This window comes from Streptomyces sp. NPDC048606, from assembly GCF_040650855.1.
Classification (GTDB): domain Bacteria; phylum Actinomycetota; class Actinomycetes; order Streptomycetales; family Streptomycetaceae; genus Streptomyces.
This window is the reverse complement of sequence record NZ_JBEZIB010000057.1, coordinates 1-20,491: the sequence shown is the minus strand read 5'-3', so window position 1 is coordinate 20,491 and position 20,491 is coordinate 1. Positions and strand designations below refer to the sequence as shown.

Sequence of the window (20,491 nt, the reverse complement as noted above, 5' to 3'; positions counted from 1 at the left end):
GAGCGGGTGCGACCGAACCGCCGTCTCGGATGTCAGGGCCGGCTGCTTACATGCACCCATGGACACCGTGCACACGACCGCCGCCCTCCTCCCGGACCCCGCCGTGCTCCGCGCGTACCTGCGTGCGCTGGCCGTGCTGGACCAGGCGCTCTGCCGTGACCCGCGGTTCTCCCGCTACTCCTTCTCCACCGCCTGGGGGCCTGGGACGGAGGCGGCCCTGATGGACAACGGCTCGGGTGACGACTTCTCCGTCCTCTTCACCCCGGCCGGTGTGCTCGTCCGCGGCTTCGACCACGAGTCGCAGATGAGCCCGTACGCCACGGACGACGAACAGGTCTGGCCCGGTGTCATCGACGAGGTACCCGCCGCGCTGCGCCCGCTCCTGGACGACCCGGCCTTCGTCGACGAGGGCATCGGCGCCCCGCGGGTCACCGCCTGCCTGTGGTGGGAGACCGGCGGCAGCGCCTGGCGCACCGGCTCGGGCATCGAGTTCCCCTCGGGCAGCCCGGACCCGGACGGCTCCGGGCACCTCTTCCGCCTCCTCACCGACCGCTCCCCCGAGGCCGTCCAAGCGCACTTCGAGCAGGACTACGGGCGGCCCGTCCCCCTCGACACCGTCCGCCACGTCCTCGCGGGCCACCCCCTGACCCCCGAAGCCGCCCGCGGCCTCAACCCGGCCGCCCTCTCCGACGAGGCCCTGCTGCGCCGGATCGCCGCCCACCCCGAGGTCGAGGCGTACCTGGCCTGGGACGGCGAGTTCGACCTCACGCGGACCGACCCCATCGAGTCGATCGCCCTGCCGGCCGGTCTACCGGTGGAGCCCGTGGCCGGCTGCAATGCGGGAGGCACCCACTACCTCTGCGGCCCGGCCGGCTCCGACCGCGTCCGCCCCGTCCTCTACACCGACTCCGAAGGCCAGGCTTCCCTCATCGCGGAGTCCCTCGCCGAGGCCCTGACCCTGGCCATCGTCCTCCCCTCCTGGCACGACGCCCTGGCCGGCTTCCGTCCCCCCACGCTCAACGCCGACTACCTTGAGGACAACCCGGACCACCCCGAGGTCCGCGACCGCCTCCTCGCCGCCCTCCGCCTTCCCCCGGCCACCGAACCCGAGGTCCTGGCCCGCCTCCTCACCACGGCCGCCCGCACCGTCCCGGACGGCTTCCTCCCTACGGTCGAGGGCGAGGAGGACGCGGCCTTCGAACCGATGCTCCATCTGCCGGCCGAGTAGGACAGCCCCGCCACGCGCCGTCTTCCGGACCCGACACACCGCTACGGCGAGGCCATGACCGCACTGCCCGACTGGGTGCGCGCGCTCGCGCGGTGACTCCCGGATCTGGAAGGTAGCCAGCGGCTCCACGGCGGCGTTCGTCAAGCTCTATCCCAAGTTCGCCCGCGAGATCAGGGGCTGCGAGCACGCTGGCCGGGCGCTGACCGCGGATGAGGCTCCGCAGGTCATACTCGCGCCGGATCCGGGTGGCGGTCGCCGGGCGACCAACGAGTACGCGTGAAGCAGACCCAGGTCGTAGCCGACGGGCAGGCGGTCCAGGGTGCGGCCCTGCCATCCCCACACCTCCGGCCCCGAGACCGGCGTCTGGAACCGCTTCGCGGCGGCTGCGTGCGCCCGCCGCATCCGGTCCCTCTCGTCGTGCTCCGCCGGAGCGACGAACACCGCCTCCCGTCTTTCTCGTTGCACCGTCACGCCCCCTCCGTCACGATGTCGGCCTCAAGGCGGTCGACGGGGCGGGGCGCTACCACCTCACGCCCCGGCCACCGGAAAACGAGACGGCAGTGCTTCTTGTTTAGGACGTCGCCGACGGGCAGGAGGTCGTCGGGCGTGCCGGCGGGGTGGACCGTCAGGACAGGATCGGCGTGCCGGTCGTTGTCGTCGGCGCGGATGTGGCGGTCCCAGGCCCGGACCGTGGCCACCAGTTGTTCGGCGAGCTCGGGGCCCTGCTCGCCGAAGGCGTGGGCGACCCACTCCCATTCCTTGCCCTGCGGGCTGTCGCCGTCCTTGGTCTGGACGTGGATCAGGTAGGCGAGCGAGGCTCCGCTCATGACGGCGGGGGCGTCGCGGTCCTTCGCAATACCAGTCACCCCCTCGGCGGGTTCCTGGTGGGCGGCCAGCCGGCAGAAGCCGGGCAGAGTGGTGGCCGCGTACAGCTGCAGGGAGCCGAAGTAGGAGTTCGCAGCGCCCATGGTCACGCCGGTCGCGACCTCGTGCCGCCGCCCGCGTAGTGCCTCCTCCAAGCCGGACGTGTCGGCGGCGGGCCCGTCGTCGAAGCGTAGCGTCAGCGTCCCGTCGAGCAAGGGGGAGACCGCGGCCGGCCGGGCCTGCTGCCCCTGGTCGCGGACGAAGCCGCAGTAGGTGAATCGGCGGGCGTGCAGCACCACGCCGCGCCGCTCGAACGCGATCGCCCGGGTGTAGCCGGCCATCTCCAGCGGGATGACCAGGCGTCCACCTTCGGCCAGCTGCTCACGCCAGGCCGGGGAGATGTCCCAGCAGTTGTAGGTGATCATGCTGCCGTCGAACCCGCCGCGAGGTACGAGGTGGGCGGGCGCGCCGAGGGCTGCATCGGTTTCGACGGCGGTGACGCGGCCGCTGCCGGCCTCCGTGAGGAAGGCGCGCGTGCGGCGGACGACCCACGGGTCGATGTCGACGGTCACCACGCGACCGTCAGGACCGCTGGTGTGGGCGATCAGCTCGGCGTTGTAGCCGCCGGATCCCGCTTCGAACACGATCGAACCCGGCACCGGACAGAGGCTCTCGATCATGTCGGCCTGGAGCCAGGCCGCGGACACCGAGCTGATGGCCGTCCCGGTCTCGTCGCGCCGGGTGATGACCGCCCGGTCGCCGCCGTCGTAGGCGGCCGCCAGGTTCGCTTCCGGGGCGAACCGGTGGCGGGGCACCGTCCGCAGCGCGTCGCGGACGGGCTCGGACGGGGCCCACCCGCCGTCGATCACCGTCTGGGCCATCGCCTGGCGCAGCCGGACGGCCTCGTTTGGCTCACCCGGTGCGGGCGGACGGCCAGCGGCGAGCGGGTAGGAGACCACCGGCGGCAGGTACGGGATGACGCCGGGCCACACGCTGTCGATCGCGAGTGCGGCCGAGACGAAGGCGTCCCCGACGCAGGCGAGAGCATGCAGATCGAAGAACTCCCACCGATCGAACTTGTCCGGCTCGGGGTTGGTCAGGGTGCCTGTCCAGGCGGTGATGCGGACGACGGCCGTGAGCCGCGGGATGCCGTGGCTGTCGTCGACCAGCATCGTCACCACGTGCGCGTCGGCCGGATCGGCGATCAGCCTGGTCTCCTCCGCGAGTTCGCGCACCGCCGCCGTGGCGAAGTCCTCCGGTCCGGTGGTCTTCCCGCCGGGTAGCTCGAGCATGCCGCGCCGGGAGCGGCCCAGCAGGACCCGGCCGGCGTCGTCGGTGACGATGGCGAGGGCGCCGGTCAGCGCGTGGCCGATGGTCGGCCGCTTCTCCACGGCCCGGGCGTCGCTGTGACAGGGGCCGCGCAGGACCAGGAAGGCCAGGCCGTCAGAGTCCGCCCGCTCCACCGTCTTCCAACCGGCACTGAGCAGCGTGATCTCGTCCTCGTCCAGGGCGATCCCACGCCGCTCCACGGGGGTGCTCTCGGTGATCGGGGTGATGACGACGAGTGCGCCGCCGTCGCGCCGCCGCTCGCCCAGCCCGTGAACGACCCGGCCGCGATCCCCCACGAACGGGTACACCAGCCGCATCGTGATCAGGTCGTACCCCTGCTCGTCCAGCGGGGCCGGGTCGTCGCGCTCGATGTCCAGCCGCAGCCAGCGCACGCCGTCGACGGCGTGCTCCTCGCGGGCTCGGGCGATCGCGCTGCCCGTGAGGTCGACGGCGTCCACGGTGTAGCCGACACCGGCCAGGTGGGCGGCCAGCTCCCCGGTCCCGCAGCCCACATCCAGGGCCCGGCCCCCGCCCTCGGGGACCGGGGCGTGCTCGGCAAGGAGTTGCCGTTCGCGCTCACCGAGCATGCGCCACCCCTTCCCCTCTCCGTAGTGCTGCTCCCACTCGTCGCGGGCGGTGTACATCAACGTGCTGCTCCTCGTGGTCGGTGGGGTGGGGATCAGGGGTGCTGTTCGGTGCGCAGCCGGGCCAGGGTGCGCTGGTCGCGCTCCACGAGCTCGGGATCGCCGTGGGCGGTGCCGTAGGAGATGTCGGAGACGGCGTCGAGGACGGACGAGACAGTGAGCTGGGCCTCCTCCTCCGGGGTGAGGGGTCGCCCGTAGCCATCTATCACGGCCTGGAGGAGGTCGGGGCCGGCCGTGCCAGGCGTCGGAGAGCCGTACGAAGTCCCGCACGGCCGGTGGGTGCCGCTCACGCAGCGCCGCCGGGGCGGCGCGCGAGCAGCACGGTGAACACGGCGTCCTCCTTGAGAACGCCCTGGTGGGCGTGGTCCTGGAGCAGCCGCAGAGCAGCGGCCTCGAACTCGTTGTGGCGGCCGGCGAGCAGGGCGGGGCGGGCGAAGCAGGTGGTGCGCAGGTAGCCGATCACGCCCTCGGGTGCCCAGGCGCGGGAGACGCGGAAGGCGTGCTCGGTCACCTCGCTGAACGCCGAGTCGGCCAGGTCGTCCTGGTAGGAGCGGCCCGGCCCGGCGTACGTGCCGCCGGTGCCCGCTCGCCGGTCTTCGCCGAGGTAGCTCTGGATCAGCTCCCGAAGGGCGGCTGTCCAGTCGGCCTCGTAGGTCCAGAGGCTGCCGTCGCCCATGATGGCCACGACCGCGCGCGGGGCTGCCACCCGGTTGGCCATCGACAGGACCTCCGGGCGGGACATCCAGTGGAAGGACCGGGCGCAGGTGATCAAGGTCGGAGTCCGGCCGGCCGCGGCGGGCGTGAAGGTGTGGGCGGCGCCGATGTGGAGGTCGACGGTGCATCCTCCGCGGACCGGTTCGAGTGCGGCGCGGGCTGCCTGAAGCATCGGTTCGTTCACGTCGACCAGGTCGACGTGCACCAGGGGCAGGACGGGCAACAGGGCGCGGGGCACCTGGCCGGTGCCGGTCCCCAGGTCCAGCAGGACGGGCGCGGGCACACTGTGCTGGGCGGTGGCCAGGAGGTGGACCGCGGCGTGTGGAAGGCCGGGACGGTATCGGGCGTAGTCGGCGGCCTCGGGCCCGAACAGGGCGTCGTCCGAAACTGCCGCAGAGGCCGGTTGGCCGGGGCGGGTCATCGTGGAACTCCATTGTCGCTAGGGAAAAGCTGCCAGGTCAGGGCGCCGTTCGGGCTCGTGGCCCGCTGACTGCCGTCGGCGTCGAAGTGGAGGCGGTAGACGTCCGGTTCACCGGCCGCCCGCCACCGGCCGGCGACCTCCTGGATCTCCGCCCAGATGTCCAGGGGCCCGCGGGTCGTCACGTCCCACCGGCGGTAGCCGGACTCCTTCACGCGCATCCACGACCCGCACTCGGGCGCACCGACCGTGAGGTCCTCGGCGCCGAAGTCGCGCACCAATCCCGGGCAGAGGTGATCCAAGGCCAGCCACATCCCGCGGTCCGTGTCGGGAGGCGGCGCGAGTCGGCTGCGCTGCGTGCGCCCTTGGTCCGGGGTGATCGTCGCGCGGAAGCCGGCGGACAGGAACAGCCGGTCGAAGCCGGCACCGGCACGGTGACCGAACTCGACCGCCCGCAGCTCCGCCTCCACGCCCCCGTCCGGCCGTCGTTCGACCACGGCCAGGCCCGGCCACGACGGCGACGACGTCCCGAGCGTCATCAATGCCCGGCCGCCCAGCGCCAACTGCTCCACCAGGGCCTGCGGCACGCGGCGAACGGCGAAGGAGACGAAGACCCGGTCGTACGGGCCCGCGTCAACCCACCCGGCCGTGCCGTCCCCGGTCACCGCGGCCGGCCGGTAGCCGAGGGCGGACAGCCGTTCACGGACGGCCGCTGTGACGTGCGGGTCGATGTCGAGGGTGACGACGCCGCCGTCGCCGCACACGAAGCACATCACCGCCGCGGTCACCCCGGCGCCGCTCCCGATGTCCAGGACGCGCTGCCCGGGCCGCACGTCCAGGAGCTGGAGCAGGCCGGCGGTCAGCCCCATCGTGCTCGACATCGCGGTCATCACGCCCCCGCGCCGCGGCCCGGGAACGCGGCCCAGAATCGGCTCGCCGCCGTGCTGGATCGCGACACTGTCCCCGCTGTGCAGCCGCTCCAGCAACTCGTCCCGGTCACCTGGGCGGGAGAAGTCCAGCAGATCCCAGCGCGGCGACATCTCGTTCTGGGCGCTGCGCCGCACGTACGCCTGGGGCATCAGCACCTCGCGCGGCAGCGCCAGCAGGGCCTCGCGCACCGGCCCGGGCATCAGGTCTCCGCTCTTCTCAAGCCGGGCGACCATCGCCGCCCGGGCCGTCGCAGCCCCGGAGGCGTCGACGGCGGACTGCGACGGAAGGAGGGCCGTGGCAGGCACGGTGGGGTCGCTCAGCACAGTGCGCTCCAGAGGATCGAGGGTGCGGCAGCAGCAGCGGCCGAGTTCGGCGCCTTGGTCACAGGGCATCGCCTCCGAGCGAGCGATCGTGGTGGACGCCGTCGTCCGAGCGCGCGGGAGCGGGCACGGCCGGAGGCGATGTCCCGAGAGCGGGCGGCTGGGCGGCGGTGGGCGGATCCGGCATCTGCCGCAGCGCGCGCAGCGGGGAACGGCCGAGGAGCACGAGGGGGACGAGCAGCAGGAGGGTCCCGGCGGTCAGGGTGGGCCGCACACCGATCCACGTGCCCAGGCCGCCGGCGAGGAGCGCGGCCACCGGGCGGGCGCCGGACGTCAGCCACGTGCTCACCGCCTGCATCCGCGCCTGCATCCCGACCGTGGTGATGATCTGACGGATGGACCGCTGCGTGGTGCCCGCGGCACCGGCACAGGCGAGCTGCAGGAACAGCGCCGCCCCGATCGTGATCTGCCAGGCAAGGCCCGGGGAGGCGAGCAGCAGCGGCAACTGGGTCAACGGGGTGATCGCGAGCGCCGTGAGCATCATCGGCCCCGGGCCGTACCGGCGGCCCAACGCTGGGGCGGTGAGCGCCCCGGCGGCCGCGCCCAGCGCTCCGACGCCCAGCACCACCCCGAACGCGGTGGCGCTCATCGCCAGCGACCTCAGCAAGTACAGGGCCCACAGGGTGTTGAGCAGCCCCAGGGCGAACGAGATCGCGGCGTTGACCAGGGTCAGGGTCCACAGCCGGTCATCGCCGCGCACGTACCGCAGACCCTCGCCGATCTCGGCGCGCAGTCGGCGGGATGCCGGGCGGGCGGGTTCGGCGGTCTGGATGCGGGCGGTGCACACGGCGCTGATCAGGTAGGAGGCGACGTCTCCGAGCAGCGCTCGGGCGGGGCCGAGCAGTGCGGTCAGCGCGGCGCCGAGGTGGCTTCCGGCGGTCGCGGAAATCGCGAACAGGGCACCCACGCGGCTGTTGCCCCGCTGGATCAACGATCGCTCCACGAGGCTGGGCAGCAGGCTGATGGCCGCCGCATCGTGGAGCACACCCGCCGCTCCCTGCACCACGGCGACGATCATGAGCTGGGTCAGGGTCAGGGTGCCCAGCGCGGCCGCCGCCGGCACGGTGGCGAGCGCCGCCGCGCTGACCAGATCGCCGGCGATCATCTGCCCGCTTGGAGTGCCGGTCGGCGAGCGCGCCGGCGTGCAGGGCGAGCAGCGCGGGCGGGAGCTGGCCGAGGACCGCCAGCCAGGCGACCTGGGCGGTCGTGGCGTCCAGGTGGAGAACGGCCAGTACCGGCAAAGCCATCTGCGTGAGCGAGCTACCGGCCACGCTCGCGGCCTGGCCGGTCAGGTACCGGCGGAAGTCCTGGTGCCGCCACAGCGAGGCGCTGGAAGAAGTGGGGGAATCAACGTAGGACGTCACGGAGCGCCTCCTCGGCTTCGTCCAGGCACTCCCACAGCACGCCCGTGGCCTTGTGCCGGGCGCGCGCGTACGCCTCCAGCGCCGGGGTGACCGCGGCGGGGTCGTTCAGCGGCTCGGACAGGGGATAGACCGAGCAGGCCAGGTACCCGGCGGCAACCCGCGGCACAGCGAGGAGGTCCTCGGCCGGAAGCTGCGGGTTCGCCGCCCGGTAGGCGCCGGCAGCTCTAGCCAGGCCCGGGATCCATTCGTCCCGGCGGGCCAGGACGGTGCGCGGGTCCAGCACGATCCGGCCGAGTTCCCAGGCGGCGCTGCGATGCGACGGGGGCCGGAAGTCGATCACCGCGGCGACCGCCTCTCCGCGCAGCAGCAGGTTGGGTGAGGCGAGGTCCCCGTGCACGACCTGTGCCGTCAGCGCGAGGGGCAGCTTCTCCAGGCGGGCCGCCACCTCGGGAAGGGCGGCATGACGCCGCTTCGCGGTTTGGGCGCACCAGGCGGCGAACCCTCCCCGTGGCGGCGGTGCGGCGGCCCAGCGGGCGAGCAGTTCCTCCAGCCGCCGTCCGGCCCGCGTGACGTCGCACACTGCGCGGGCCGCGACCGGGTGCGGCGGGCCCACGGGGTGGCTGGCCAGGGCCCGGTGCAGCCGACCCACGGTCTCGCCGACCGCTTCCCACCGGCCGCCGGACAGCCCGCCCTCAGCCGTCTGCGCGTCCGCGACGTACTCCGTCACGGACACCGACAGCCCGCCGGCCGACGCGATCGTCTCGCCGGTCACCGTACGCCGCACGGCCGGTACCGACACCCCGGCGGCCCGGGCCGCCTCGCCCAGGGCCAGGGCCTGACGTTCCCGGTCCAAGTTGGTGCCACGGGGGTACGCCTTCACGAACCACCGCCCGCCCTCACGGTCTTCGGCCAGGTAGTTGCGGGTCGCCGTTCCCGCCGGGCCCTGGCTGACCGCCGCCGGTGCGATCCGGTACAGCAGCGCCAGGATCTCGGCCACGACCATCGCCTCGGCCTCGCTGCTCATCTCGGCACCCCCGGCGCCAGGGCAGTCCTGCCGGCAGCGCCGGGCCGGACGCCCGGCCCGGGCCTGCGGCTGGTCGGCGTGCGCACGCCGTTCACCAGCCCACCTGCGAAAAGGCATGGCCCTCGGCAATGCTGCTGATGGCCGTCCGGGTGTAGGAGACAAGCCGGTCCGGAAGCTCGTGTGGCGGCCACCACTGCCAGGTCAGGCACTTGTCGGGCTCGCGGACCTCCGGAGTGCCCTCCCAGCGGCGCGCCCGGAAGACGAGCTGCATCAAGGGCAGGCTGCCCGGGGCGTCGACGACATGGACAACGTGCGCGAGCTCGACGTCAGCGGGGTCGATGACCAACCCCGCCTCCTCCCAGGCCTCGCGGACCAGGCAGTTGAGAGCGGACTCCTGCTCGCACCTCCCAGCCAGGTAGTGCCAGGTGTCGCCCGCGTACTTCGAATCGCGGTGACGCAGGCCGAGCAGCACCCGGCCCTCGTCGTCCTCAAGGTGGAGGTGGACCCCGACGCCGTTCAGCACCACTCGGTCACCCCCATCCCACACGGCAGGAACTACGGCCGGCTCGTTGCCTGGAGGGTTCTCGGCCGCGTGCCGGGCGTCCTCCACGGCGTAGGGCGTGAAGTCCTCGAGGCGGAGGTCGGGCACATCCTCGGACAGCTCTCGCAGCAGGGTGCCCTCAAGGCTCTCGTCGTCATGCGTACGCTCGCCGCCGAGAAGGGCGAACGCCCCCGACTCCCAGATGACGCCGGGCTCGTGGTCGCGCAAGTGGAGCAGGTACCGGCCCTGTCCGTCGTGGATCAGCGCGGAGACGTTCACCGGATCCGGCCGGCCGTCCAGCCGCGCCTGGAGGAGCTTCGCGCGCAGGGGCGGCGAGGTGACCTCCGTGTGCGGGAGTCCTTCATGGCGGGCGTAGGACTGGTCGTAGCGAAGCCGGCCCTCGTACAGCTCCCGCTCAGCGTCCGAGATGTTGTCAGTGGCGGCCTTCGGGTCGCTCGCGGTGTTGTCGCTGCCTGGTTCGACTGGAGTCAATGCGTTCCCCCTCGTGGATGCGGTGGTGGCGTCGGTGTGTTCAACGACGCCGCCCGATTTCGAGCACCTGTTCCTTTCGGACGGGTTGCGCGCCCGGTGATTCAGCGGATTTCCGAACGTGCGCAGTGCACCGACCCTTGCAGCGCAAGGGCACGCGGCCCGGGGGTGGTTGGCCGAAACGCCGATGCTCGGCCGCTGCGTCGGTCGGCTGTCAACTGGCGCCCGTCGACGGCGCCTCACCCTGTCCGCCGGGAGTGGACGGCAGGCCCAGACGCAGTGTCATGACCGCGTGGTCGCTCTCGACCGATCGGCCGGTGCACGGCTCTTCCGGGGGAATCAGGGCCGACTGCCCGGCGGAAGAGGCCATCGGGTGGAACCCTTCCCCTCGTGGGGTACCTGGCGGTGGTCCTCCGGATCAGACTGGAACTGGCCGGCCGCGTAGGGACGGAGAAGGCGCAGACCGCGGTCGACGATCGTCGGGTGCTCGGAGAGGTTGAGCCGCAGGAGTTGGTGGTCCGGATACAGCGCATCCCAGGCGGCGGAGGTTCCGCCGTGGACGACTGTCGGGTTGAGCTGCAGTCCCGCTCGCCCGCACCGCGTCACCCAGGACAGGAAGCCGTCCTGCGGGGTGCTGAGTTCGACGAACGCGGAATAGCCCGCGGCCGGCTTCATGCCCGGGACGCGCCGCACCGGAGATCCCGGGCTTTCCAGTGTATGAGCGTTGCGGCGGAAGCGTTCGCCCATGACGGTCAGGTGGGCGCGGACACGGCGGTAGGTTTCCTCCCCGGGGAGTGCCGCCAGACCTGATCGACGAACGCTGTCCCGGGAGAGCTGGACGAGCTTGGCCGTCTGTTCGACGGGAGCTTCCATGACGGTCAGGAGGGAGGCGTAGAAGAGCATGACAATCTCGCCGACGGGGTCCCCGCTCATGGCCATCCGCTCGAACCGGTCGCGGGCCAGATGCTGCAGCAGCGCCTTGTCCCGGGTGACGACGACGGCTGCGCGGAGCCCGGGCAGGGAAAGGTCCTTTCGATGTCGTGGACGCGGTCACGGAGCGCCGCGGCGGGCTGCGGGCCGTCGGCCCCGATCTGGAAGGGGACGTCGAGGAGCGCGAAATCCGGTTCGGTGAGGTCGGGCAGGGTGTGGTGGGCGCCGGTGACTCCGTTGGGGAGAACCTCCACGCGGCAGGTGCGCGTGGCCGGGGACGTGCCGGTGTGATGAAGGGTGCCGTCGTGCCGGTAGTAGCCGGTCACCGGGGCGCCCCAGCGAACAGCACACTGGTCGAAGGCGTAGTAGTTCGGCAGCGGCAGGACGAGACCGTGGCTGTTCTCGGCGAGGTGCGCGATGGTCAGTCTGATGGCCTCGGTGCCGCCGCGGGTGAAGAAGACTTCGGACGGGTCCAGCTGCATGTCCAGGTGGTTGCCGAGGAGTTCGGCCATCGCCGCCCGGCCCGGGCGCCGGCCTGGCTCCGGCCGGCGTACGCGGAGAGGGTTCCGTCGCGGATGAAGCGGTCGAGCAGGACGGAGAGGTAGCGGGCGAGGGTCGGGGAGGGCGGGAAGCGGTTGCAGCCCTCCCCGAGCTCCAGCGTCGTCTCGGTGCCGTCGCGAAGGGTTTTGAAGGCGGTGAGGCAGTCGGCCTGCGCGAGGGCCGGGATGGTGTCGTGCACGGTGGCTCCGGTGCGCCATGGGCCGGGGCGCTGCCGGGCTTCCGCGGTGCGGATGTAGGCGACGTTACCTGATGGGGAGCGCTTCGGGGGCGGTTGGCTGCAACGGGGTGATCTCGTGCAGAGCCGGATTCCGCTCGTCCGGTACGGGCTCGGAAGTCAGGAGAATGCGGGCGGCCGCGTCGAGGTCGGGTGTGTCGGTGTGCCGGTCACGCCGCACCCAGATGGCGTCGATGCCCGCGTGGCGGGCTCCGGCGGCGTCGGCCTGGGGGTTGTCGCCGATCATGACGAGCCGATGTGCGGGGTCTGCGGCCGACCGTGCGAGACGGAACGCGTGGGGGTGGGGCTTCTCGTATCCGCTGGCGGTGGAGTTGATTACCGCCTGGAACCGGGTGTCGATGCCGAGAGTGGACAGGAGTTCGGGGAATTCAGGAGAGGAGGACGTGCGTCCAACCGTGCTCGGTGAGCCGGTCCAGGACGCGCAGCGTCTGCGGGTAGAGGCTCCACGCCGGCGGGATCGGCGTAGGTGGCGCGGGTCGCGGCGGCCACGGCCTGAGGACGGGAGATCCCGAGGCGGGTGAGTGTCTCGGCGACGACGCTGGTGATGTGATCCCACCAGGCGTCGGGGTCGTTCAGGTGCGGGTGGGGTTCCTGTGCGGCGTGCCAGGGGAAGCCGGTGGCGAGGGCCTGGAACATCTCGGGGAAGGTCCAGGGGTGGCCGGGCTGCTGGCTGTCCAGCACTTTGAGGAGGGATTCGGCTCATGTGCAGTGGCGGCGGTGGCCGAGCGTTCCGTCGAAGTCCCATATCGCGGTCTTGGGTCCGGTCACCACAGGTCCAGCGCTTCCAGGACCTGCCCGGCCGTGGGCATGGGTGCGGTGGGAACGTTCGTGAGGAGGTTGTTGGGGAGGTCGGTCTTCGTGTCGAGCTTGATCATCTCGCGCCGGCGCAGGACCTGCGGCCACTGCGCCGCCCAGGCCGGGCGCAGTTCATCGGCGGGGATGTTCTCGAGTCGGCGCCCGCCGGTCAGGAGCCGGGCGGCCGTCTTGGCACCGATGCCGCGAACGCCGGGAATGTTGTCGGCGGGGTCGCCCATCAGGGCGCGGAAGTCCGGCCACTGCTCGGCGAGGACGTCGTGGCGGGGGAGGATGTGCTCGCCTGCGGTGTAGCGGCGCTCCATGCCCAGGCCGGTGTTGAGCAGGCGCACGCTGGGGTCGGCCAAGAGCTGGATGTAGTCCTTGTCGGTGGTCATGATGTCGACCGCGCGGCCTTCGGCGCGGGCGGTGGTCAGGGTGGCGATGACGTCGTCCGCTTCGCGGTCGTTCTGCTCGATCCATCGGATGCGCGTGTGATCGAGGGCGTTTTTGACCAGGGTGCGATGTGTCGGTTTGGTGTCAGTGGGGGTTGGCAGTGACGGTCCGTCAGCCGGTGGTGTTCGTGCTGGTCCCATGACTGGGGGGCGTGTCTCCTACTGACATGGAAGCGGTGCCTGGGTGGTTGTCGCTGTCACGGGGCGGTACACCACCAGGGTCTGCACTGCCACGGAAACGGTGCTTCTTATCCATGGCGGTGTATCGGCCGGGAGGCTGGGGGCTGTGGAGGTCTTCTCGGTCGTGGGGTGTGTGGCGGTGGTGGAGCGGGGAGGGTTGCCGGAGGCCGCGCGGGTTGAGATGCGTGGTGCGGCGGTGGGTCGGCTGCTGGAGTTGCGGGCGGCGGGTCGGCTCACGGCAGGCCATGTGCGGGTGGCCGCGGGGGCGTTGGGGGTGTCGGAGCGGACGGTGTGGCGCTGGCTCGCTGCGCCCGGTACCGCTCCCGGAGTCGTTCCGGGTGCTCGGCTGGCGCGGGCGGACCGGTTCGTCGTGACGGACGAGGTGCGTGCGTTGCTGGCCTTGTGGGGAGGGAACGTCGCGGCGGTGCAGCGTGAGCTGGCCGAGCGCGCCGTCGGCCAGTCGCCTCCGGGTATTGCTCCGTCGTTGACGACGTTGCATCGTGCGATCCGGCGGGATCTGAGTGCGGGGGAGCGGGCGGGGCTTGCTGGTGGGGAGCGTGCGGCCCGGAAGCATGATGTGTTCCTGGCCCGGCCTCGGGGCTGGCGGAATGAGGTGTGGGAGGCCGATCACGTCCAGGCCCCCGTTCTGGTCGAGGTTGAGGGTGTGGCCCGGCGGCCGTGGGTGACGTGGTTCGTGGACTGCGCGACGAACACGGTCATGGGGGTCGCGGTCACGCCCGGGTCTCCGTCGCGGGAGTCGGTGCTGGCCGCTCTCCGCGCTGCGGTGCTGCGCGAGGAGCCGTTCGGGCCGCAGGGCGGACTGCCGGAGAAGGTCCGTGTGGACCGGGGCAAGGACTTCTTGTCGAGGACGGTCGCGGCGGCGTTCGGCGCGCTGGTGGTCGAGGTGGAGGACCTGCCCGCCTACACCCCGCACCTGAAGGGCACGGTCGAGGGCCTGAACCGGGCGGTGGAGTCGATGTTCCTCGCCGCGCTGCCCGGCTACGTACGCCAGCCGCGCCCGGGCCGGCGCCCTGGCCGACCGAAGAACGAGGCGCTGCTTGGCTTCGAGGACTTCACCGCCCGGCTGCTGGGCTGGGTGGAGTGGTGGAACACCGTGCACCAGCCGGGTCCGCTGGGCGGGAAGACCCCGCTGGGAGCTTGGGAGGCGGATCCGACTCCGGTGCGGGAGGTGAGCCCGGAGGAGTTGTGGACGTTCACGTTGGAGGACGACGGACGGATCCGTGTGGTTTCCACCCGCGGTGTCCGGTTCCGCAGGCGGGATTATGTGGGGCCGTGGATGACGGGCCTGGCGGGTACGGGGGTGCGGGTGCGGTTCATGCCGCACCACGATCACCGCATCGAGGTCTTCGACGCCGCGACCGGCCGCTACCTGGGACCTGCGACTGTCGCGGACGAGGCGAGCCCGGAGCAGATCACCGCGGTGCGCACCGCGCGGGCCGCGCGGAGCCGGCGTCTGCGCAAGGACCTCGCCGCAGCTCAGCGCGAGCGGTATGCCGCGGTGACGCGGCCGGGGAAGCCGGAGCGGGTGGACGCGGTGTCCACGATGGAGGCTGCTGCCGAGTTGGCGGTGGCTGACCGGGCGGATCTGTCGAGGCTGGCGCTGCCGGACCTGATCCCGCCGGCCGCGCCTCCGTCCGATTGGCGTACCCCGGCCTCCCTCGCGGCCCGTACCCGGCCGAAGCCGTCACCCGCGCCGGATGACAACGAGTCCGGCGGCAGGCCGCAGGCCGGTGTCACCAGTGACGGGGAAGGTGCTGCGGGCGGTGGTGTGCGGTGACCGCGCCCACGTACCAGTACGTCGACCTGCCCGACGCCTCCATCGTGACCACGAAGGCGCTGTTGACCGCGCGGGAGAACATCGCCGACACCGTTGCCGCGCGGGCGATGATGTGCATCCACGGGAACGCCGGCTTCGGGAAGACCCTGGCGGTCAACACCTGCCTGCACGAGCTGGAGGACTCCCGCGGCGAGGAGGTCTGCCGGGTCACCTTCCGGGCCCGCCCCACCGCACGCGCGGTCCGCTACGAGCTCTTCGAGACGCTCCGCCTGCCCGGGGAGCCGCCCCGCCACCCCTCCGAGTTCGACCGCCTGCTGAAGACCGCCCTGTCCGAGCGGCCCCGCACCTTTCTCGTGGACGAGGCGCAGTGGCTCAACGGCGAGGCGTTCGAGTACTTCCGCTACCTGTGGGACGAGCCCGCCACCCAGATCGCGATCGTCTTCGTCGGCGGCGCCGGCGCCCACACCGTGCTGCGCCGCGAGCCGATGCTCTCCTCCCGGATCTTTATCTGGCAGCAGTTCACCCGCCTCACCCCCGAAGAGGTCCTCGACGTCGTCCCGCTCTTCCACCCCGTCTGGGCGGACGCCGACCCGGCCGACATCACCTTCGCCGACGAGCAGGCCGCCCACGGCAACTTCCGCGCGTGGGCCCAGCTGACCGCCCACATGCGCACCGCTTTGGAACGCACCGGACGCCCGGGCCCGGACCGCGACCTGCTGCGCTGGGCCTTCAGCCGCCTCGCATGACGCCACCCGCCACACCCTGCCTGGCCGTCGTCCTCGACGCCGGGGACGACGCCGCGTTCACCCACACCGCCCTGGCCGCCCACGCCCCGCACGCCGGCCGCATCACCCTGCACCCCGCGCCGGGCACGGTCAGCGACTCCGCGCTGGCCGGGGAGCTGCTCTTCGCCCTGGGCAAGCCTGCCCATCTTCCGGGCCGTTTCCCGCACGGCCGCCCGCCGCTATGGGAGGCAGCCGCGGCGTGGACGGCGGCTCTGGCCATGACCCGCCTGACCGTCTTGCGTGCCCATTTGCTCGACGACCGCCGCCTCCAGCGCCTCCTGGCCCTTCAGCGGCAGACCGGCATCCACCTCACCCTGGTCGTCCACCGCCCCCGCCTGACCGCCGCCCTTACCCGCGCTCTCGCCCCCGTCACCTACACCCACAACGCCACCCTGGCCGCGGCCCGCGCCCTCTACTTCGACGGGCGCCCGCCCACGGCCGGCGGCGCGGCATCGGCCGCGGTATCGCCTGCCGCCGGGCCGGCCCGGTGGCTCACCCTGCCCTCCCTGGACCGGCTCGTCTCCTACGACAGTCCGGGCCCGTGTCCGGGCCCGTGCCTGCCCGGCTTGATCGACTGGAGACAACGGCCAGCGCCTGAGCCCCTCACCGCGACCCAAGCCGCCCAGGTCGTCCGCCGGATCCACACCGCGACCGCCCACCCCCGCCTGGCCGCGGCCTTGGCCGCCACCCTGTTCACCGGCGCCTCCTTCCAACAACTGGCCACCGCCCGCAGCGATGACTTCCACGACGCCCCCGCCCTCCTCGCCCTCCACGACCAAACCCGGTTCACTGACGGCTGCGCCACCCACCCTGTCCCTGCCTGGGCCGCCGTCTTCCTGCGCGCGGCCACCTACTACGCCCACTCCACCGCCGCCACGCATCTGCTGGTCGAGCCGGGGGAGCGGCCGGCCCTGCTGCGGCTGGCCGAGACCGCCCGGCTCCGCCCGCCCCAGCCGCCCGACGCCCCGAACGCTCGCAGGTCCGGCAAGGCGGTGTGGGACTGGCGAGAGGTCCGGGAAGCACGGGGGTCGCGGCCGGCGCCGCCCGCCCCGTGACGCCGCAGCCGCAGACCGGGCACCTTTCGTCTTACTGGAGGCCGAACTCGATGAAGTCGATCTCCTGGAGGGTGACGTGCAGACCGTGGGCCCGCCGGCCGGCGTCGCGGAAGTAGAGGTGTCCCAGAGCTCGGCCGATGATCAGCTCGTGCTGCTTCTCGCTGGCGCCCGCGTCGAGGGCGGCGAAGATCTGCTGTGTCACCGTGGGGTTCAGGCGCCCGGTGATGCGCCGCATGCGCGGGTCGTCGGAGCTTGCGGGACCGGCCTTGAACCCGAACCGGGCGCGGGTATGGACGACCACGCCGCCTTTCTCGGCCGCCGCACGCCGACGGGCACGGATCAGCGGCTGCCAGCGGGCCTGTACGAGTTCGGCGATCTTCTGCTCGTGACGGGGGTTCGGGCGTCCTTGGCCGCCCGGTTTACGGGTCACCCATCGCTGGACGGTCCGCTGGGACACACCCAGGACGGCGGCGACCCGCCGCGTGGAGCCCCGCTCCCACCGCAGCAGGGCCTTCAGTCGATCCGCCGTGGTCGCAGGCACCGGTCGTGTGTACAGGAGCCGCTCCAGCCCATCACCTATGGCCCGCACCATTCCACCAGCTCTCTCGACGACACCGCATCCCAAGCTCCAGCAGGTCCACCCTTGCCACCACCCCGGGACGGCGGGCGGTATCCGGCATACAGCTGACGCCGGTATCCCGGCTGGGGTAGAGCCCCCGGCTTCCGCTGGCGTGGCGTCCCAGAGGTGATTCGCTCGCTGACACGCAAGCGGTGGCTGGCCTTGCTGTACTGACACAAGGTGGTGTTTGCCCTTGTCGGGTGCTGTCACGAAACCGGTGCTTCGCATATGGGCTCAGCCACCGAGGGGAAGAGCGGCGACCTGAGTCGGCCGGCCTTCGCCCACCGCTACGGCTTCGCTCCGCCCGGTGCAGTGGGAGGTGGAGGCGCTGGAGCCGGCCTGGCTCTAGCGCCTGTTCCTCGCCGCCCTGCCCTCTACATCGACCGCGATGTCCCTCCCAAAGGCCGCATAGATCATTCCGGGTTGGTCAGTTGGATCGATGTTCGGGGTCGGCGGCTTGTGCTTCAGCGAAGGTGCCGTAGTCGGTGGAGCGGTCGATGAAGGTGAAGTCCATGTCACCAGCGGTGAAGCGGCTGGTGTAGTAGTGGCCGGCGGCTGCCTGAGGGGTCAGGCCGGTGACCGATATGCGGCAGGCGCCTTCGTGGCGGGGGCTGCGATGCGCGTGCTCGACACGGGGCTTGTTGTCGTACAGGAAGCCGATCTCGGCTGTGCCGGAGTTCTCAGGGGCCTGGACGGTGGCGTTGCTCGAGCGGGAGGTGCTTTCCGCAGTGCGGAGCGTGGCGTGCAGGCTCCAGTACGTCTGCTCGATGGTCATGTACGTCGTGATGGGGCCGCGGTTGCCTCCTTCGGGGATGTGGCTGTCCGGGCCGGGAGTCAGTACTGCGCGCCAGGTGCCGGTGACCCACGGGCGGCCGGTGAAGCGGTGGATGACCGGCCAGTGCCAGGCCCATTTGTCGAAGACGATCACGGCGTAGCCGACGGCGGCCGGGATGTACGCGAACAGGTAGCGGAACTCGGACGGGTACAGGCCCAGACCGACCAGTACGCCGGTGTAGAGCGTGGCCGCGATGGTGGCGCCGGTGCGAATGGTGCCGGCCTGGTTCATCCTCAGCCTCCGTAGTTGAGGTAGCGCCAGCCATGCAGGATCAGGTTCAGAGCGTCCTGCTCGTCCCACTTCTGGCCTTCACTGAAGACCATCTTCACGCCGTTCGGCTCCACCATGCGCTTCCATTCCATGCCGGGGGAGTCCAGTTGCCGGTATACCTCCAGCAGGCTTCCGCGGACTGCGTCGTCGAGGTTGCCGTCCAGGAAGATGTGGTCGGGCACGTTGTAGATCAGGCACTCGGAGAAGTAGGACGGCAGGGCATCAATGATTCCCTCTGCTGTGAGGTCGTTCTCCACGTTCTTCAGGACCCGCACGGCGCACTTGTACCGTTGGTGGGTCGCGTTGTTCTTCGCCCGTCCGTTGGCGAGCTGGAGCTCCGGCCAGTTGACGATCTTCTTACCGTCCCGGCCGAAGACGACGCTGCCCTCGTGCTTGCCCCCGGCCACTGTGCTGTCGTAGAGCACGTACTTGAAGCACGGCACCACGTCAGTGCTGGGGCGGCTGCCGAAGACTTCCGGCACGTAGAAGGCGATGTTGTGGTCGGCGTCCACATCGCCGAATGACTCGGTGAGTGCTGTATGGACTTCCCGGCGGAGCTTGTCCTTCGTCCACGGGCCCACATAGTCCGGTCCTTCGGAGAGCCACGACTGACCGTCGTAGTAGAAGCACTCGTTCATCTGCACCTTGATGTCAACGTCGCTGTCTCCACGGACGTTGGTGTTGTTCGGATACGACCCCTTCGCCTCGACCTTGATGGCGACGCCCCGGAAAGGCTCATGCCGATTAATTGCAGCCCGCACCATGCGCTCCGCGCGTTCGAGGCGCTCCTGCTCCGCCGGCCCTGGCGGACTCTTCCACTTGCCGATCAAGGCCAGCCGCTGGTCCGTGGTCAATTGCCTCGCCATGTAGCCCTCCGCCGCGCCGATGCGTACGTCGACAACAGCCTAGGAGCAGGGTCCGACAACAGAGCCTCACAGCGGCGGCGCACTTCACTTGACCGCCGCGTTCAGCGACCGCCCACGCTCCGGGTCTCATGCCCAGTCGATGCCGAGCTTGGCGAGGGCGGCGTGTTGGTCGGCGTCGAGTTTGTCGCGTCGGCTTTTGGTGTTGGAGACCCACACGCCGAGCTTCACGACGACCGGCTCGGCCTCTCCTTCGACTGCGATCTCCTCGCCGTGCGCGCGGGGCACCGGCCGGTCTGCGCCTTCCCGTTCCATCCACTGCGCAAGGGCGGCCAGGCCGCGTTGGAATGCCTGCTGCGCCTTGCTCGGGCCCTTCGTCCCGCGGCTGGCTGCGGGGGCGGGAGACGGCTTCTGGTCGGGTTGTACGCCGATCGCGGTCAGCCGTTCCTGCTGCTCGGGCAGCAGCCGCGCCCAGTGGGCCGGCTGTTTCTGTTGTTGGAGCCATCGTCCGATGTCGTCGCCGTCGTGGACGACGCCCGGTGTGATGTGGGGCAGGATGCCGTCGGCGTCGACCAGGTCCGCCAGGACCCGGTAGTGGCGCTGCCAGTCCAGCGGCCACGGGCAGTCCCAGTCCTCGTCGATCCCGGTCAGCTGCGCCGCGCGCACGGCGGCCCGGTTCGGGTCTTTGCCCAGGCCGTTCTTCGCGCCCTTGCGGCGGAGGTTGGCCATGTGCTGCCCGATGGGCACCATCTCGTCGTCCTCGCCCCATACGGCGTTCTGCCGGGGTGCGAGGTGTCCGGTGGCCCGCCGGTAGGAGCGGAGCACGGCGAGCTTGGCCTCCCAGGCTTCCTCGCCGGGCTCCCAGACCATCCCGGCCTCGGGTGCGTCCAGGAGAACCTTGCGCCGGTCCTCGAGTTCGCCGGCGCGCAGGGCTTTGCGCTGCTGGTGGACCCACCGCCCGAGCGGGAATGCCTTGGTGACGCCGACTGCGACCTCGACGTCGTAGGGGACGGCGTGGACGCCGGTGATCTCGTTCTCCTTCCGCCAGCGGATGAGGGCTTGGTAGCCCTCCAGCCACACCAGGGACTCCGGCCGGTAGACGCGGGTGCGCAGGAACGCGGCGATGGTGGCCGCGTCCCGGGGCGAGGAGAAGTGCAGCAGCGCCGACTCGGCCGCCGCGTCGGCGCC

20 protein-coding genes are annotated in these 20,491 nt (G+C 71.6%); 4 read left to right on the top strand and 16 right to left on the bottom strand.

From position 1 onward, the window contains the following. The first annotated feature begins 58 nt into the window (after positions 1–58). Complete coding sequence (locus AB0D01_RS37100) at positions 59–1,228, top strand: hypothetical protein (RefSeq protein WP_363063344.1); 1,170 nt, start codon at positions 59–61, stop codon at positions 1,226–1,228. A gap of 467 nt (positions 1,229–1,695) precedes the next feature. Here the strand turns inward: AB0D01_RS37100 and fxlM are convergent, their stop codons facing one another. From fxlM to AB0D01_RS37040, 12 genes are all read right to left on the bottom strand, one after another. Then, on the bottom strand, positions 1,696–4,065 hold the full coding sequence (gene fxlM, locus AB0D01_RS37095) for a methyltransferase, FxLD system (protein ID WP_363063342.1): 2,370 nt from the start codon (positions 4,063–4,065) through the stop codon (positions 1,696–1,698). 35 nt (positions 4,066–4,100) lie between these two features. Further along, complete coding sequence (locus AB0D01_RS37090; RefSeq protein WP_363063340.1) at positions 4,101–4,355, bottom strand: hypothetical protein; 255 nt, start codon at positions 4,353–4,355, stop codon at positions 4,101–4,103. Beyond that, positions 4,352–5,200 (bottom strand): class I SAM-dependent methyltransferase, encoded by an 849-nt coding sequence (locus tag AB0D01_RS37085; protein ID WP_363063338.1) that lies wholly within the window; start codon positions 5,198–5,200, stop codon positions 4,352–4,354. Before AB0D01_RS37085 ends, AB0D01_RS37090 begins: the two co-directional genes overlap by 4 nt. Further along, complete coding sequence (locus AB0D01_RS37080) at positions 5,197–6,519, bottom strand: methyltransferase domain-containing protein (protein ID WP_363063336.1); 1,323 nt, start codon at positions 6,517–6,519, stop codon at positions 5,197–5,199. Before AB0D01_RS37080 ends, AB0D01_RS37085 begins: the two co-directional genes overlap by 4 nt. Beyond that, a complete protein-coding gene (locus AB0D01_RS37075; RefSeq protein ID WP_363063334.1) occupies positions 6,509–7,612 on the bottom strand; it encodes an MFS transporter in 1,104 nt (367 codons plus the stop codon). The genes AB0D01_RS37080 and AB0D01_RS37075 overlap by 11 nt, the downstream gene beginning before the upstream one ends. 242 nt (positions 7,613–7,854) lie before the next feature. Then, the gene (locus AB0D01_RS37070) at positions 7,855–8,895 is read right to left on the bottom strand and encodes a phosphotransferase (protein ID WP_363063332.1); all 1,041 of its coding nucleotides are present in this window, start codon (positions 8,893–8,895) and stop codon (positions 7,855–7,857) included. 91 nt (positions 8,896–8,986) lie between these two features. Continuing rightward, the gene (locus tag AB0D01_RS37065; RefSeq protein WP_363063330.1) at positions 8,987–9,928 is read right to left on the bottom strand and encodes an NUDIX domain-containing protein; all 942 of its coding nucleotides are present in this window, start codon (positions 9,926–9,928) and stop codon (positions 8,987–8,989) included. A gap of 336 nt (positions 9,929–10,264) precedes the next feature. Beyond that, complete coding sequence (locus AB0D01_RS37060; protein WP_363063328.1) at positions 10,265–10,858, bottom strand: hypothetical protein; 594 nt, start codon at positions 10,856–10,858, stop codon at positions 10,265–10,267. Then, positions 10,855–11,337 (bottom strand): hypothetical protein, encoded by a 483-nt coding sequence (locus AB0D01_RS37055; protein WP_363063326.1) that lies wholly within the window; start codon positions 11,335–11,337, stop codon positions 10,855–10,857. The genes AB0D01_RS37060 and AB0D01_RS37055 overlap by 4 nt, the downstream gene beginning before the upstream one ends. After that, entirely contained in the window at positions 11,277–11,594 is a 318-nt protein-coding gene (locus tag AB0D01_RS37050; RefSeq protein ID WP_363063324.1) for a hypothetical protein, read from the bottom strand. The genes AB0D01_RS37055 and AB0D01_RS37050 overlap by 61 nt, the downstream gene beginning before the upstream one ends. Before the next feature lie 64 nt (positions 11,595–11,658). Then, entirely contained in the window at positions 11,659–12,354 is a 696-nt protein-coding gene (locus tag AB0D01_RS37045; protein WP_363063322.1) for an HAD-IA family hydrolase, read from the bottom strand. 61 nt (positions 12,355–12,415) lie between these two features. Continuing rightward, positions 12,416–13,039 carry a 5'-3' exonuclease H3TH domain-containing protein gene (locus AB0D01_RS37040; RefSeq protein WP_363063320.1) on the bottom strand — a complete coding sequence of 208 codons (624 nt, stop codon included), beginning with the start codon at positions 13,037–13,039 and terminating at the stop codon, positions 12,416–12,418. Between the two features lie 145 nt (positions 13,040–13,184). Here AB0D01_RS37040 and AB0D01_RS37035 point away from each other — a divergent pair, with 145 nt between their 5' ends. From AB0D01_RS37035 to AB0D01_RS37025, 3 genes are read left to right on the top strand one after another with little or no spacing between them, the layout of a single operon-like run. Further along, a complete protein-coding gene (locus AB0D01_RS37035; RefSeq protein WP_363063318.1) occupies positions 13,185–14,876 on the top strand; it encodes a Mu transposase C-terminal domain-containing protein in 1,692 nt (563 codons plus the stop codon). Continuing rightward, complete coding sequence (locus AB0D01_RS37030) at positions 14,873–15,622, top strand: ATP-binding protein (RefSeq protein WP_363063316.1); 750 nt, start codon at positions 14,873–14,875, stop codon at positions 15,620–15,622. Before AB0D01_RS37035 ends, AB0D01_RS37030 begins: the two co-directional genes overlap by 4 nt. Next, positions 15,619–16,716: a hypothetical protein gene (locus AB0D01_RS37025; protein ID WP_363063314.1), complete on the top strand. Its 1,098-nt coding sequence runs from the start codon at positions 15,619–15,621 to the stop codon at positions 16,714–16,716. Before AB0D01_RS37030 ends, AB0D01_RS37025 begins: the two co-directional genes overlap by 4 nt. A gap of 31 nt (positions 16,717–16,747) precedes the next feature. Here AB0D01_RS37025 and AB0D01_RS37020 read toward each other — a convergent pair whose 3' ends face one another. The 4 genes from AB0D01_RS37020 to AB0D01_RS37005 all read right to left on the bottom strand — a co-directional run. Continuing rightward, positions 16,748–17,257, bottom strand: a complete 510-nt coding sequence (locus tag AB0D01_RS37020; RefSeq protein WP_363063312.1) for a helix-turn-helix domain-containing protein — start codon at positions 17,255–17,257, stop codon at positions 16,748–16,750. A gap of 505 nt (positions 17,258–17,762) precedes the next feature. Next, positions 17,763–18,401 (bottom strand): hypothetical protein, encoded by a 639-nt coding sequence (locus AB0D01_RS37015; protein WP_363063310.1) that lies wholly within the window; start codon positions 18,399–18,401, stop codon positions 17,763–17,765. Between the two features lie 2 nt (positions 18,402–18,403). Next, positions 18,404–19,294 (bottom strand): hypothetical protein, encoded by an 891-nt coding sequence (locus AB0D01_RS37010; protein ID WP_363063308.1) that lies wholly within the window; start codon positions 19,292–19,294, stop codon positions 18,404–18,406. Positions 19,295–19,432: 138 nt separating this feature from the next. Further along, positions 19,433–20,491 (bottom strand): helicase associated domain-containing protein (locus AB0D01_RS37005; protein ID WP_363063306.1); only part of this gene is annotated, 1,059 nt, incomplete at its 5' end.